This window comes from Flavobacterium bizetiae (genome assembly GCF_902804475.1).
Taxonomy (GTDB): domain Bacteria; phylum Bacteroidota; class Bacteroidia; order Flavobacteriales; family Flavobacteriaceae; genus Flavobacterium; species Flavobacterium bizetiae.
Genome location: NZ_CADCSU010000060.1, coordinates 1 through 16436 on the forward strand (window position 1 = coordinate 1; position 16436 = coordinate 16436).

General features: G+C 34.9%; 10 protein-coding genes. 1 reads left to right on the forward strand and 9 read right to left on the reverse strand.

Annotation, left to right across the window (positions count from 1 at the left end; genetic code table 11):
- Nucleotides 1-848 precede the first annotated feature (848 nt).
- Both FLACOL7796_RS06120 and FLACOL7796_RS06125 read right to left on the reverse strand, forming a co-directional pair.
- On the reverse strand, nt 849-2849 hold the full coding sequence (locus tag FLACOL7796_RS06120) for a RagB/SusD family nutrient uptake outer membrane protein (protein WP_173969931.1): 2001 nt from the start codon (nt 2847-2849) through the stop codon (nt 849-851).
- 10 nt (nt 2850-2859) lie between these two features.
- Nucleotides 2860-6171 (reverse strand): SusC/RagA family TonB-linked outer membrane protein, encoded by a 3312-nt coding sequence (locus FLACOL7796_RS06125; protein WP_232067301.1) that lies wholly within the window; start codon nt 6169-6171, stop codon nt 2860-2862.
- A 770-nt stretch (nt 6172-6941) separates the two neighbouring features.
- On the opposite strand from FLACOL7796_RS06125, the gene FLACOL7796_RS06130 reads away from it, so the two are divergent.
- Nucleotides 6942-9110, forward strand: a complete 2169-nt coding sequence (locus FLACOL7796_RS06130) for a hypothetical protein (RefSeq protein ID WP_173969933.1) — start codon at nt 6942-6944, stop codon at nt 9108-9110.
- A 118-nt stretch (nt 9111-9228) separates the two neighbouring features.
- Here the strand turns inward: FLACOL7796_RS06130 and FLACOL7796_RS06135 are convergent, their stop codons facing one another.
- The 7 genes from FLACOL7796_RS06135 to FLACOL7796_RS06160 form a co-directional block, all read right to left on the reverse strand.
- Entirely contained in the window at nt 9229-10236 is a 1008-nt protein-coding gene (locus tag FLACOL7796_RS06135; RefSeq protein ID WP_173969934.1) for an OmpA family protein, read from the reverse strand.
- 159 nt (nt 10237-10395) lie between these two features.
- The gene (locus FLACOL7796_RS06140) at nt 10396-11829 is read right to left on the reverse strand and encodes a glycosyltransferase family 2 protein (protein ID WP_173969935.1); all 1434 of its coding nucleotides are present in this window, start codon (nt 11827-11829) and stop codon (nt 10396-10398) included.
- Between the two features lie 4 nt (nt 11830-11833).
- Entirely contained in the window at nt 11834-12655 is an 822-nt protein-coding gene (locus FLACOL7796_RS06145; protein WP_173969936.1) for a hypothetical protein, read from the reverse strand.
- Between the two features lies 1 nt (nt 12656).
- Nucleotides 12657-13871: a YaiO family outer membrane beta-barrel protein gene (locus FLACOL7796_RS06150; protein ID WP_173969937.1), complete on the reverse strand. Its 1215-nt coding sequence runs from the start codon at nt 13869-13871 to the stop codon at nt 12657-12659.
- Complete coding sequence (locus tag FLACOL7796_RS06155) at nt 13871-14236, reverse strand: response regulator transcription factor (RefSeq protein WP_173969938.1); 366 nt, start codon at nt 14234-14236, stop codon at nt 13871-13873. Before FLACOL7796_RS06155 ends, FLACOL7796_RS06150 begins: the two co-directional genes overlap by 1 nt.
- A gap of 76 nt (nt 14237-14312) precedes the next feature.
- Nucleotides 14313-14678, reverse strand: a complete 366-nt coding sequence (locus FLACOL7796_RS24640; protein WP_232067302.1) for an Hpt domain-containing protein — start codon at nt 14676-14678, stop codon at nt 14313-14315.
- Between the two features lie 11 nt (nt 14679-14689).
- On the reverse strand, nt 14690-16436 hold a 1747-nt coding region (locus tag FLACOL7796_RS06160; protein WP_232067303.1), incomplete at its 5' end, for a GAF domain-containing hybrid sensor histidine kinase/response regulator.

The following is a 16436-nucleotide window of genomic DNA, read 5'->3' on the forward strand; positions in this document are numbered from 1 at the left end:
GTAGACACGCTGGACTTAAAATCCAGTGAACAGCAATGTTCGTGCGGGTTCAAGTCCCGCTCTGAGTACTAAAAACTTCAATTGGCTAATTGCTAATTGGAGTTTTTTTTGCACTAAAACGAAAGATTTTGATCTCACTTTATTTTTAAACAATCATATTGAACTGTTTTTACCGTAAAGATAGTAAAGGATCTTTTTTGCATCGTTTTTCTGCATTCTAAAGTTCGCAAAGCTGCGTGATTGCTCTGTGGTTTCTTTTTTTAGTTTTTACCTGGAATTTGGTTTTATTATCTTCAGACCTATCTTGGAATTTATTGAAGTAGTTAGATTGCGTTAGGGATGGAAGCGGTATCCTTTTGCGATACACTAAACTTCTGGCAAAGCCAAACCCTAAAACCTCTCTCGCAAAAGATTTAGCGGACAGCCCGGTCCGCCGCGGCGGAAAGCCCAAATTCAAAAAGTTGATATATTAAATTTTCTAAAGAGTTGGATTATTTTTTGAAAGAGAAATGAGAGATAGTTTTTTTTGTTCTATATGCTCAATCATTTTCTGTTTTTGTATAAACTTCAAAGGGGATATTGTGTTTATTTCTTTATAGTGTTTTTATAATGCGTAGAGGACGCTTTTTGTTTTAGATAACTTCTCATATATAGAAGACTTTTTCTTTGCTTTATTTTTAATATTTTCGAAATAAAAAAAATCCATATCTGAAGAAGTACTTTTTAAAGAAAAGGGTTAATGGATTTTAGAAATCATTTTCTTTTGTTATGGAGTTTTATAATGTAAATTATAAACTTCTGGAAACGTAGATTATTATTTATTTTTTAGCTTAAGAAAGCCAGTAAATTTAAATTTTGCTTTCGTCTTCGACAGCATCTTGCCATTTATCCCAAACTTTTACACCTGCATTGTAACCGTCATAGCCATAGTTCTGGCTTAATTGACCTTTGATATTTGGCTCGATAGCAAGTCTGAATGGAATTGGCCAGTAATTATTACGTTTGTCCATCGAATAAAATTTTACACCTGGCTTAAGAGCAATACCAGCTGGATATTTATTGTAAAGGGTGTAATGTACAATACGTTGATACCAATAACTTCCACCTACTGCATCTGTTCCTGATTGTTTGTCCCAATTGTCTTTGCTATAAGTTTGTCCCCATTCATCTGGTTTTCCGCTAAGAGCTAAACAGTGCGAAATACGTTTTAATTCCACATTTCTCCATTCTTCTAAGTAAAGTTCTCTTCCTCTTTCTGCACAAATATCACCAATAGTTACAGTAGTATACATTTGCGAAGCTTTTGCTCTCGCTCTCACGACATTTACATCCTGAGCAGCTCCAGCAGTGTTTCCTTGATAAAAACGAGCTTCTGCACGTAATAAATAGGTTTCGGCTAAACGATAAATATACAAGTGTGCACTTGCTCCGGCAGTAGCTCCCTGAAAATCATTTGCTGCAGGATTAGCTTCGGCAACAACATCATGATAGAAGATTTTATAATGAGGGAAATCATACCAGTCACGAATAGAATCTTGTGCTAATAACTTGCCAGATGCATCTTTCATTCTGAAATTTTGTCCTGCCCATGTCGCACTTCCTCCTGCGCCAGGAGCATATTTAAGATCTTCCATATTCACCCAGTTTCCAACTGCACTATTGTGTCTAAGATCTACCTTATCTTCAATATGGTTGACAACCCACATAGGATGCTGTGAATAATAAGAACCACTGATGGTACCAATACCACGTCCTATTGCTCTTTGGTAGTCATATTTTGCATTATAATTATTTTTATCATTCGACGGAAAACGCGGTGCGGCTGTTTTACCATCAGGGGTAATTAAATTGGCATCATTCCAGTTAGGTCCAAAAATTCTCATGGAAGCAAATGATAAAAAGGATTGTGCTCCTCCATTTGGTGCTACCAGGATAGCTTCGGTATTTGCAGAAATTACTTTGTTTTCGGGTCTGTGTAAATCCCAGATCACGTTTCTGGTAATTGGCCATGCCGTTGGATTTCCACCGGGATCAAAAATACCTAAAGAGTTTTGTACCAAAGAATAGCCTGATTGGTTGATTAAGATATTGGCTTGTGCTTCAGCGTCAGCAAATCTACCGGATGCTAGATAACATTTAATCAATAACTGACGACATGCGCCTTTACTCACCATACCTACATATCCTATTTTAGATTGCTCTGGCACATATTGTACAGCTTTCTCCATATCAGCCGTAATCATTTCAATAATAGCTTCTTTTTTAGTAGAATAATAACTCTGTTTAGGAACTGACAATATTTTTGTAATCAATGGGATGTCTCCAAATTGGTAAACAAGATTCAGATAACGGTATGATCTGTGGAAATAGGCTTGCCCAATATATTTATTTTTAACTTCCTCAGATAAAGTTTTTACATTCCCAATATACGTTAATACAGTATTCGCATTTTTAATACCTGTATAAGCTTCAGTCCAGTAAAAACCAAGATAAGTTGACTCGCCTACGTCTCTTTGAAAAGGTCCTGTAGGAACAATAGTAGTGGCATAATCAGCAATATTACTGCCCGCATCTGTTTTTCCGTATTGTGCCATATCAGAGAATAGATACTCTGTACCAATAGGCACATTTACCCCAGCAGCATTAAAATGAATGTAATTGTTACGCAGCTGCTTATCACATAGTGCTAAAGTCGCCTGTAATCCCGCTTCGGTAGAAAATGTAGATTCAGGTTCGTAAAAAGAAAGCGGATCTGATTCGAGAAAATCTTTAGAACAAGAACCAGATAGCGCTGCCAATACCATTAAAGGCACCAGTCTTGTCATTTTATTTTTTATATATCTTTTCATTGTTGAATTATTAAAGTTGGAAATTAAAACCTAAATTAAACTGGCGTGTAGCTAATCCTCCTGTTTCCGGATCTCCATAGTATTTCCATTCTTTAGAAGCGGACCATGTTGCTACGTTTTGAAGCGAAGCATAAATCTTTATACTTTTAATATGTGCACGCTCTAAAATATCTCTAGGAAGTGTATAGGCAAGTGAAATATTGTCCAGACGAATAAAACTACGATCATACAATTTTCCTGGTGCAACTGGAGTTCCGGCAGGTCCTTTAGCATCAAGACGTGCCCAATCGTTGGTTGGGTTGTCAAGTGTCCAATACGGATTTACATAAGGATTGAAGTTGAATTTATACAAACTGGAATCGTTGAAAGTGTTCATGTAATTTGAATCCAGTGATTTGTGTCCCATGTAAGAATACATACTTATTCCTAAATCCCAATTTTTATAAATTTTAAAATCATTACGCAACGACCATTGTACAGGAGGAGTTGAAGTTCCTAAAAACTGCTTGTCTTTTTCATTATAAACCGCTTTTTTATAAGTAACACCATCTGGGCCTACCGCATCAACATCATCTGCAGTATAACTGTTTGCCACTTTTGGATCTCCAGGACGCTGTCCGTATTTTTGAGCTTCTTTCCACTCGTCTTTCTGCCAGATTCCGGTTATTCTGTAATCCCAAATTTGAGAAATTGGTCTTCCGATAAACCATCCATTAGCTGAGTCGTCACCTTCTTTTTTTCCAATCACATTACCAGAGGCGTCTTTAATATCTACCATATTGCCGTATAATGAAATAATTTTATTTTCGTTATAGGATATTCCTAAAGTAGTACGCCATTCAAAATTTGGTCTTCTCATATTAACGGTATTAATACTCAATTCAAAACCTTGATTTTGAACTTCTCCTAAATTGGTTGCAATAGATGAAAATCCTGTAAAACCTGGCAATGCCTGACTCATAATCATATCATGTGTGTTTTTTCTGTACACATCGATATTTGCAGTAATACGATCTTGTAAAAAACCTAAGTCAAGACCAATATTGGTAGAGGCTGTTTTTTCCCATACCAAATTTGGATTTGCCATACGATCAAGTGATAAAAACTTAATTTCAAGCGCTTTTCCTGAAGGATCTAAATATCCCATTGTTCCGGTATTTACAAGGTTTGCCAAAGAAATGTACGGATCATCAAGTGATCTGTTTCCGTTTTTACCCCACGACAAACGTAATTTACCTGTAGACATCGCATTCCACTTAAACCAGTTTTCATTTTTAAAGCTCCATGCTACTCCAAAAGAAGGGAATGTAGCATAAGGATTTGAAGCTCCAAATGCCGAATATCCATCACGACGAACAGTCGCTGTAAGCATATAACGATTATCAAAGGAATAGAAAAGTCTTGCCATCAATCCATCTGCTGTTTCATGTGTGTCTTTTGATCTAAGCTCGCTATTCGCCATTGTTGCAGTAGCAACATTGTGAAACCCTAAAGCATCTGATGGTTGAATATTATAAGCATTCATTCCGTCTGACCAGTAACGACGTTCTTCAGCTTCCTGAACAAAAGTTGCTATGATGTGGTGTTTTTCAGCTATTGTATAATCCCAGGTTAATGTATTATTCAGGTTGTAATCAAAATTCGTGGAGTTATTTCTAACTGCTCCAGTTGTTGCTGCAGGCCAGTTTGGATTTTGTGTTGATCTGAAATAACGATCATGATAAAATTGATAACGAGGAGAGATGTTAAACGAATAAGTAATACCTAAAGGTAATGTTACCTTTGCATTAAAAATACTATTCAATATCGTATATCCAGTCTCTTTCTCCGTATATTGGCGCTCGTAGTAATAATTATAATTTTGCCCCGAAACATTTTTTCCCATCGGTTGTCTTTCATAATTGCCATTTGCATCTCTAAAGGTTCCAAACGGGCTGGTTCTCAGCATATTATTAGACCCGGAACGTGTGTCCAAAGAGGGAGTAAGATCTCCATCTGAACGATCCTGAAAATTAACGTTGGCTCCAATGTCAAGCCAACTGGTAATTTTAGCATCAATTTTCATATTAGAACGTACTGATTTATAATCATTGCCTACAATAGCTCCTTCTGAATTTAAGTAACCAAAAGACATGTAATAATTGACCTTGTCACTTGCTCCTGAAATGCTTAAATTATAATCGTGATTAATTCCTGTTCTAAAAGAACTATTACTCCAATCGTGTGTTTTATCTGCTAGGAAATTAGCCATTAATGAAGGATCAAAATTCAATCCCAAACGTGCTCCCCACACTTCTTTCGAACTTTTCCCTGCTGTTTGCGCTGCTGGTTGATAAGCTAACCATTGTGCTTCAGTAAGACCCCATTTGCCTAAATCGTTAGGGTTTGAAAAGTACCCGGGTCTACCATTAGCAGTGGTTCCTGCTATCCATGCTTCGTATTGCCCGGTTGCTGTATTAACACCATACGTTTGAGCAGTTTCCCAATCTTCACGATATTTTAAATATCCCTCCGGAGAATATACACTACGATAGGCACTTTTATTACTAATTGTTGTATTGGTAGTAAAACTTACCATAGGCTTGCCGGTTTTACCTTTTTTGGTCGAAATAATAATAACCCCGGCTGCTGCTTTCGCTCCATATACAGATGCTGCCGATGCATCTTTTAAAATATCGATCTGGCCAATATCATCAGGGTTAATTTCTGAAAGCTCACCATAAAATTGCATTCCGTCTAAAATGATAAGCGGTGAACTGTGCACACCCTCTTTTCTTGGATCATAAACTGAACCTTGTCCGCGAATTTGCATTCTTCCTCCTCCTTTTGCCGAAGGATCATAACCTACACTTAATCCAGGAGTACCTCTTAATATATCCTGAACGGTCTGCGGATTTTGGTTGGCCAGTCTGTCAGGTGTTACCTGAACGATTGCTCCGGTTAAATCCTTTTTCTTCATTTTACCGTATCCCACTACAACTACTTCGTCTAATGAAGTTGTAGCTTTTTGCATTTTTACATTTACCGCAGCTTTTCCTTTTATGGATACTTCTGTATTTGTATAACCCAGAAAAGAGAATACTAAGATGGCATTCTCGTTTTCTGTTTTTAAACTAAATTTTCCGTCAAAATCTGTTAAAACGGCATTTTTAGTTCCTTTTTCTAGTATGGTTACACCTGGTAGCGGTAAACCATTTTCGTCATTAACCTGTCCGGTAATGCTTTTTTGCTGTTGTACATTTTGAACCGTTGTTGTACGCTTAGAACTAACAGCGTATCCATCAACTTGAGATAAAGAAAACAGGACACAAAACAGCATCATTTTCTTTTTCAAATTAAATCCAGATACGCAATTAGGACTTTTTTTAATCCTAATAGAATTTGTCATTTGTGGTTGGTAATTGGTTAATTAATTAGTTAGTTTGAAAAAATCACCATGAACTGGTAAATATCGATTGGTGATTTACCGTGCAAAATTGGATAATATTGGTTTTAGCGAGGAGTAATAAAATACGTTTTTGGGTATACTAAAATCTTTTTTCTGAATTTAGATGCGTTTTTGTCTTAAAAAAATGACGTTAATGAAATTATAGATATCAAAAAAAAATAAAACGAAAATTATTAAAAATGGAATGCTGAATAATTGCGATGCAATTGATCTTAATAAAAAATGGACGTCGCTGTATAGTATTTAATTCACTATTGATCCTTTCAAATAATAGAAAGAAGTTTATGAAAGAAAATGTATTTAAGTTGTTGTTTTGTAGTTGAATGACTAAGTTTTAGTTGTTAAGGAATTAATATAATTGATTCGAAAATTTACAAGAATCTCTTATATTATTAATGATAGAACGGCAGGTAAAAACAAATTTCGTTGTGAAGCTATGTATAGAATATTTATACTAACCATAAAGATGAATTGTATTTGCCCGTAAAAATAATCTCATATTTTTTTATGTGATGGATGGAAGTATTGGCATTTTCAGGTTGAAATAGCCATTTATCGTTCAATATAGATTTTAGGATTATTTATTATCTTCGAAATTCCTAGATCATAAAAAGCAGTAAAAATCATTAACAAAGAATAGTATTATGAACAGAAAAATAATCTCAATATTTACATCATGTGCGTTTATGTTGATTCTATGCAGTTTTGTACCATCGTATTTTTCCGGTGAAAAAAAACTGGAAAATACAATTGAAGGCAAAATTGTTTACAACAAAAAGAAACATAATATCGTATTAACATGGCCGGCATTTGGCTCTTCAGGAAATTATATTATTACAAGAGGAGGGAGCAGGTTAGCATCAGATTTTGTATCGGTGGGGTCTACTTCTAAATTGACATTTACAGATAGTAAACCTAATAAAGATAAATATGAGAACTACTATAAAATTACCCGTAACGATATAACGATACTCATTTCGCTTGAAAATCAAATTTTTGGCAGTAATATGTATTTCTACGACAGAAAATACGAAAAGGCAGAAACAGCCCGAAACGATATTAATTCGCAATTTCCAAGTATTGGTCTTGGAGGATCAAATGGTGAATGGACTACAAAACGTCAGGCTTATTATTTTAAAGCAAATATAAAGGGTCAAACTTACGATGCTGGCGGATCGGGTTCTGCATCGTCAAAAGAAGCGAATGCAATTGAATTAGGATTTTATTCTCATATTGGAGGTTTGGGTAAAGTGCCATCAGATGTTAAGTTGGGATCTATCTTTACAAGGCCTCATCTTTCAGGTGGAGCAAATGCTACGTGTACGTTTTGGCGTTCTGTAGAAAATGTTGAAGTAATGCGCGATTTTGGCTGGACAGTTTCTCAATCTACAAGTGCGAGAAGAATGCTGATTGAAAGTACTTCAAAATATATATCTGATATTGGAGATACCAATTTTTGGGGAAGCGGTGGTTTTATTGCCGATACTCATTATACATCGACCAGACCTAATTGGGGCGGGCAGCAACAATGGTATACCAGAAATGCCATATTTCCTGTTGGTTCAGCATCTATGGGCGGTTCGTATAATATGGTTTGGCAAGGTTGTGTAAATCCTCCAAAGGCAGATGATGCAAATTCTCCAATTTCTACTACGCCTATTATCAGAGAAAAGCCTTTCTTATTTGTGGATGGAGATGGCGAATACAAAGTATTTGTTCCGGCATGGCAAAAGGATAGAGTAGGAGTTTCATGGTCGTCTACAGATATGGGGAAAGGGAAAATTCAGGATTTAGTTATAGACTGGTATGTTGCCAAAGAAGGTGATACCGATGTAGAAATCAATAATGCACTAAAAGCAGGCAAAAATATATTTTTCACACCAGGACATTACGCGCTGAATGCTCCTATTCAGGTGAATAGAAAAGATGCCATACTTTTAGGTGCCGGTATAGCTTCGGTTACGCTTGAACCTACGGAGAAAAATACCTGGGGATGTATTTATGCTGATGATAAGGATGGAATTATCATTGCGGGACTTTTGATGGATTCTTTTAATAGTACAACGTATCAGATTAGAATTGGTAATGAAGGAGCAAATGCAGACCATTCAAACGATCCTATTTTGCTTTCGGATATTACTTGCAGAGTAGGTGGAGTTCAGTCTAAAAATATTCAGATACAAGCTTCTATGCAAATTAACAGTAATAATGTATTAGGCGATCATTTTTGGTTATGGCGTGCTGATCATGGTTCGCAAAAGGGCGGAGAGGCTCGTTGGGTAAGAGACAGATGTAAAAACGGTCTTATTGTTACGGGCGATGATGTTACACTTTATGCTTTATTTGTCGAGCATTATCAGGAATATGAAGTGTTATGGTTAGGAGAACGCGGTAGAACTTATTTCTTTCAAAACGAACCGCCTTATGATGCTCCCAATCAAACAAGCTGGAGTAGTCAGGGAGGTAAAGTTGATGGTTATGCAGCATTTAAGGTAGCGAATACAGTAAAAGAACATCATACGATTGGAATGGGTTCTTATGCGGTTTTTACAGGAAATAACGGGATTGTAAACAAGAAAAATGGCTTTGAGGTACCTAATACCCCAAATGTGAAACTCGAAAAAATCTGTATCACTCGTTTTGCGGGTCCGGGTAATATTTTAAATGTGATTAACGGAACGGGTGGAAGCACAGCAACTGGGGTAAAACGTGTAGCATTATACAATAACGGTACAGGGATACCACCTTATGACGAAGAATTTAATTTACCTAACGCTGAATCATATCCGGCATATATTAGTATGGATAAGTAGTAAAAGCAGCATATATTTTTATTAGAAAATATCTTAAATAAGAAAACCTGAAGATGCATTGATCTTCAGGTTTTTTTTATGTGCTGTAGCTAGGTCGCGTTTTTAAAAATAGGTTCTTTTAATTTATTTTGACCAACTCAACTCTACGGTTTTTAGATTTATTATCTTCTGAATCGTTTGCCACTAATGGTCGTTCTGCTCCAAATCCTTTTGCTGATAATCGGGATTTATCTATTCCTTGTGTTGTCAATGTACTCAATACAGCATTTGCACGATCGTTTGATAGTTTTTTGTTGTGCGCTGCATCACCTGTATTATCAGTATGACCTTCGATAGCTATTTTTAAAGCAGTATTTTTCTTTAATGCCTGAGCAATTTCATTAACGACTTCTTTTCCATCGGTTGAAATGGTAGCTTTATCAACATCGAAGTTAATGTATAAAATAGATTTACCTTTTTCGGTTAAGTCCTTTGCAATATCATCTGCTGTGACTTTTTTTATGGTTTGCTGAAATACTTCTTCCTGAAGAATATTAAGCTTTCCAGCGGCATTATTAGAAGAAAATTGTACATAGATATTCCCTTTACTTTTTGAACGGATCACATAAAATTTAATCTGTTCATCTGTATAACCAATATCTCCTTCGTTACCTTTATTGGTGTCTTTTTTGTTGTAGCGGTCAAATTCTTCTTTAGTAATTTCACCATCAAAAACTTTAACAGCTCCTATAGAATTCAGATAATCTTCGATACTTTTTTCAAAATAACGTTGCGAAAATTCTTCTCCCGGTTTTGCGGTAACATTTGTTTTATACAATTTGCCTTCAAATGAAGTCATGACACCATTAACTGGAAAAAAACAAACATCGATTTTTTTTTGCAATGGTTTATTTTGTTCTGTTAATCCTTCTGGTAAAGTGAAAAATGGAAAACTACCTAAATCAGCATTTGAATACGGAATGTCTTCGATATTAAAACTTTTTTTAAGATCATTATTTGCCTGATCATTATTTGAAGTTTGTTCTTTTTGTTCTACTGAAACTTCTGAATTTTGATTTTCGTTTGTTTTTTTATTACATGAAAGAATTATTGTACCTAAGGCAAGTAGAAGTATTGTTTTTTTCATCTTATTTAGTATTAAATTTTCACCGCTAAAGTTCTGTCTAAATAATTAAAAAACCAATACTTAAGTTGTAGATTGTCAGTATTAATTTTATTCTGGAGGTTTTTTTTAAGTTTTCTCACGAACTGATTTACAGCATAAATCTTTCATGACCAATTCATATTACGGTTTTTGAGTAAAACCCTTTCTGGTCATTTCGCCCCAGCCTTTGGTTCCCATAAGATTTTCTTTATAACCAATTAAAGCAGCATAAATGGTTAAAGGATGAAAATACAATGGTTCTATGAAAGCAGCCAATAACAACTTAAAAAAGTCAGCTTGTTTTGGATATTTATGATAGGTACGCTCTTCGCTGTACAATGCGATGACTGAAAATAAAACAGCGAAAAAATACACAAACAATAAAAGTAAAAAAAAGAAATACCAGCTCAATAAACCAAATATGATAAATATAACGGTAATCAAAAGTCCGGTAAATTCTATTGCAGGAGCCAGAAATTCAAAGAATGTCCAATACGGTACGCTGAGCATTCCTAAAAGTTTATATTTTGGATTCAGGAACATTTTTTTATGAAGACTTAGAGTTTCAATAGTTCCTCTCATCCAACGGCTGCGTTGTTTCTTGAAAATATTGAAATCTTCAGGCGCTTCTGTCCAGCAAAGCGGATCAGGAATATAACTTACTGCGTAAGGTAAATCGTTTTCAAGCATATAACGACGCATTCGCACGACCAATTCCATGTCTTCGCCTACAGTTTTTGTACTATAGCCACCTGCCAGTAAAGCAATTTCTCTGTCAAATGCACCAAAAGCACCACTAATAAGTAATAAACCGTCAAGTCTGCTCCAGGCCATTCTTCCTAAAAGAAATGCTCGTAGATATTCCAACACCTGTATTCTTGGAATCATAACATCGGGAATATTTACTTCGACCAAACGTCCGTTTTTGATCACACACTGATTGGCTATTCTGACAACGCCGCCTGTAGCAATTATGCGTTTTTCATGCGATTCAAGAAAAGGTTTTGCCAGTTTAAGTAAGGAATCTTTGTCGAGAATGCAATCTACATCAATACAAACTACATACGGATTTTGAGCAATATTTAATCCCACGTTCAATGCATCGGCTTTACCGCCATTTTCTTTGTCTACGACAATTAGTTTTTTGAAAGCAGCATTTCTAGAAGTGTAAATTCCTTTTATTTTTTTTGTTTCTATTTGTTGATGAATCGCACGTTCAGTTAGTACAAGATCATAAGTACTAATGAGGATTTCCATAGAATTATCTTTACTTCCGTCATTTACAACAATCACCTGATAATTATTATAATTTAATGAAAGTAACGATTTTACGTTTTCCTTAATTGTAAAACCTTCATTATAAGCTGGAGCAATCAGGGAAAGACTCGGCGCAAATTCACTTGTTAGGAGCACATTATAATCTACAAAACTATTTTTTTTAAGATATTCTCTCAACTCTCTTGTCGAAAGATGAGCCAATATAAGATAAGACGACATGATGAATATCGCATAAGCCAGTATAAGCATTAGATATACTTCAGAAAACGCCGTTAATTCGTTATTAAAAAAAGTCATTTGCTTATATTGTTAAAGTCTGCAATACGTTTTGCGCCTCATATTTTACTTGTGTATTGGTAGCATTGTTTACCAATTGTGCTACATACGAAACTTTTTGTGTAAGTTTAAGTTCTTTAATCAGTTTTAAACCGATTGAAATTACTGTGGTATTTTGCGATTCGAGTAATAGTTCAACTCCTTTTGTGTCGCCAACATCGTGTTTTTTAAAAGCATTTATAATATTAATCTGCATCCATTCATCTATTGGAAAAGGATATTCAGTAAGATGTACAATACCTTTTGTCCCGCCAAGTTTAATTGCGGCATTGAGGGCTGTAATTTTTAAAGTTTTGTTTCTCGATTTTGATATTGTTATAATGCTGTCAAAAGTTTCGGTAACATTCATTTCTGCAAGCTCCGTGATACCTTTGCATTTTATCTCCCATTTTAAACTTTTAAGACGTTTAAGTGAGTCGTTTATCAAGCCGGATTCTTTATAAAATTGTTCTAATTTCTGCGAATAAACTCCATCATAATTTTTATGGAGATCGATAATAGATTCCATAGTTACTTCTCTTGAAAAAGTATTTCTGGAAAGTATTTTATAATCGTTGTCTTCTTTAATAGCAGAAAAAGTAAGGTCTTGAAAAACAATTGAAAACATTAATTTTTCAATTAATGAACTGTATACTATTCTGAGCTTTTCTTTCTTGATATTATTACTTCGGCTTCTGATAATCATGACGTACAAGATCACCGCTGAAATAATAAACAGGCTAATGCACAGAATTAGAAAATGTTCTAACCAGGCATCATTATTAAAAAATTTCCTGATTTCTAGCATACTAAAAACGTTTCGTTACAATTACCTGAACATTAAACCTATTTCTGTATTCGTTTGGCAAATATTCTTCATATTCATAAAGAAAAACCGGTCGTACAAAAAAGGAATTACCAAAACGATGCTGGTACTGCAAACCAACTCTATACGCTTTTAAAGGTTCTGTTGCGTTATTATAAAGATACAAATACGGAACATTCCCATATTGCAATTCTAATCGTATAAGACTTTCTTTTTCGTCGTTTGTATGCTGAATGCTTAAAACATGAGAAAGTAATTCGTTTGAAGTATCGTAATAAGGACGATATGCCAGCGTATACGAACCTGTTTTATAGGCAATTTGTCCCGTAAGTAATGTTACGTCATCGGTTTCAAAATGCATAAATCTGGCACCCAGAGCATAATCGAATCTTTTACCAGGCTTAAAATAATATTCGGCACCAACTTTTGCCACGGGAAATATGGTTTCTCCGGTCGAAAAACCAGCATTAACATACAAATAATCTCTTTTTTTGAAGGTTTGATAATAATCTGCCTCAAACATCATTTGTGTCTCATTGTTGGCATAACCTATATTCGCACGTCCCACAAGAGCCGATTTACTAAATTTATGCGAATATTCGATATAGCCATAATGCAAAGGCGACTGACCAGGATCAGAGGTTGAGATATTAAGATAAGAAGCGGCTATTGCATTTTTTGCTTTTTGCCCAATAAGTGTTCTCAATCCTGTAATGGCCTGTGTACTATTGTCGGTTATAGGTAATTTTTCTACCAGTTCTAATGCCTCTTTATCACGATTTAATTTTTCAAGAGATTTAATTTTGATTAACACAACATCCGAAGAGTTGGGATCTACTGCAAGATATTTATCGCAATACGCAATACAGGTTTCAAATTGTTCTGACCAAAAATAAACATTAATAATAGCCAATAATGCATCCGGATTAGGACTGGTTCTGTCTGCCATTGGAGACAATATTTTTATTGCCGAGACGTACTCTTTTTTCCAGCTGTAAATTCGGCCTTTATAGATTTTTATATCTTCATTCTCAGGAAACTTGGTTTGCAAAGGCTCCAAAAGCAATAATGCTTTATCGTAGTTGTTTTTTTCGACTTCACGTTTTACCTCAGATAAAGCCGCGTCAAGATTAATCTCCTGTGCTACTACACTCGAGGAAATTAAAAATAAGAATATGGAGTAGTATAGAAATTTCATTAAAGTCGTGTTTTTAGTAATTTATTAATTCTCACTAAAAGCACAGCCGGACTAACAGGTTTAGCCATAAATTCGTTTGCGCCAATGTCAAAAGAATCGAGTTCTGTTTGTTCTACGCCCGATGAAGTAAATATAATTATTGGAATATCAGAGCCAAGACTTTCCCTTACATATTGCGTAATTTCCATTCCGCTTTTGCCGGGCATATTGATATCTGTAAGGATCAGGTCGTAACTATTTGCCTCAATGGCATCGAGTGCGTCTTTTCCGTCAGAAAACTGATCAACAGTAAATCCTTTAGACTCTAAGAAAAATGATAATGATTTGCGTAGGATTTCATTATCTTCGGATAAAATTATTCTCATGGCTTAAATTTTGTCTTTGGGGTAACTACTTTTAGCAACTGCTATTATTACAAAATTAAGGCATACTTCTCTTTTATCATACTTCCTTTAAGATTTTAACGACTTCTGTGATTTCACAATGAAAAATATTTATTTTATCTGCGGTTTCAGCATTAAATTGTCCCAATTTAGCTTCTTCTTCGATAATAGTTAAATAGTTACTAAGATCTTTTAGCATAAAAATGTCAATACTTGATTTCATATTATGCGCAAGATCTCTCACCGTATTAGTATCATTATCGTGAAATGCTTTTTGTAACTGATCGGCTTCATTTGGAATTTTCTCTACAAAAAGATTGATCATTTCTTGTCTGAAACCGGTATCTCCATAAGACATTTCTTCTAAGAAAGACAAATCTACTTTTCTTTTCTGAACCGGTTTACTTTCTATGGTTAAAACCATTTTTATCGTTTCTAAAAGTGCCGTCTGCTTAAAAGGTTTTGGTTCATTCCCATATTAAAACAAAGTTCCTGTTCGCCCACAAGAGAATGTGCCGTCATGGCTATTATCGGAATGTTTGAATTCATTTCATTTCTGATGTACTCTGTAGTCTGATAACCATCTTTTACTGGCATCTGAAGGTCCATCAATATCAGGTCGTATTTGTTTTTGGATAAAAGATCAATTCCAACCTCTCCATTTTCAGCAATATCCAATTCAAAACCAAAATTATGGATCACGCTTCGGACCAGTTTTTGGTTCAGGACATTATCTTCGCAAAGAAGAATATTTAGTTTTCCTAAATTATAGCCTGACAACTGTTCTTCTTCGGCTTCAATTTGCTCTGTTTTTTTATAATTTAAAATAAAGAAAAATTCTGAGCCACGACCTTCCTTACTTTTTACATGAATTTCAGAGTTTTGCAGATTGACTAATTGTTTTACAATATTAAGTCCAAGTCCTGTACCGCCAAATCTTCTGGTAGTGCTTTCTTCTGCCTGGGTAAATCGTTCAAAAATAGTTTTAAGTTTTTCTGCCGGTATACCAATTCCGGTATCTTTAACCGAGAATTTAAGCGAATAATTATCAGCTGTTTCAGCTACTTTTTTTACAGAAATAGTTACTTCACCATCTTCAGTAAATTTAAGGGCATTACCTGTAAGGTTTACTAATATTTGATTTAATCTTCCCTGGTCTCCAATTACGTTTTCTGGCATTTCGGCATCCAGAAAAAGATTGAATTCAACATCCTTAGGCACCTTAATTTTTAGTAAATCATAAATATGTTTAAGGGAATTTTTTAAATTGAAAGGTTGCGATTCAATTGTTAAATGTCCTGATTCTAATTTAGAAAGGTCCAGAATATCATTTACGATTAAAAGCAAATTTTCTTCGGCAATTTGAACACTTTCTATATAATCACGCTGGATTGTATCAAGTCTGGTTTGTGCCAAAAGATCTGTAAAACCTATAATAGCGTTTAGCGGAGTTCTAATTTCATGACTCATATTCGCTAGAAAACTGTCTTTTGCAAATACGGCACGATCGGCGATTTTTTTCTGAGCAGCCAACTCAATATTTTTTGTTATTAATTCTAATTGATTGATAACGCGTTTACCTATTATTGTAAGTGCATTACGCTGATCGTCATTAAGTTCTTTCGAAACATGATCTATTGCGCAAATGGTTCCGATGTTATATCCGTCAGGTGTCGTAAGCGGAACTCCGGCATAGAATCTCACCTTAAAACCTCCTGTAACATTAGGATCGTTTTTAAATCGTTCGTTCGAATGCGTATCCGGTATTTCAACCATTTTCGATTCCATGATAGTATATCGGCAAAAACTAATTTCTCTTGGTACCTCTGAAACTCCAATTCCAATTTCCGATTTAAACCACTGTCTGTTTTCGTCTATGAATGAAATGTGTGCGATGGGCGCACCACATATATATGAAACGAGTTTTGTAGCATCATCAAAAGCAGTATCCGGCAAAGTGTCAAGAATATTATAGCGTTTTAATGCGGCAAGACGTTGTAGTTCGTTGTGTGGTATAGGTTGTTCTGGAGTATTCATTATATAGGAGCGTAAAAATGCAAAAATAAAATATTTTCGAGTAAAACTTAATGAAAAAATAAATCCTGCAAATGTACCTAAAGATTTGTTCTTTCTTCTATTAGAGTAGTAAATTAGTCTAATTGGTAATAGATATGTCCTTTTA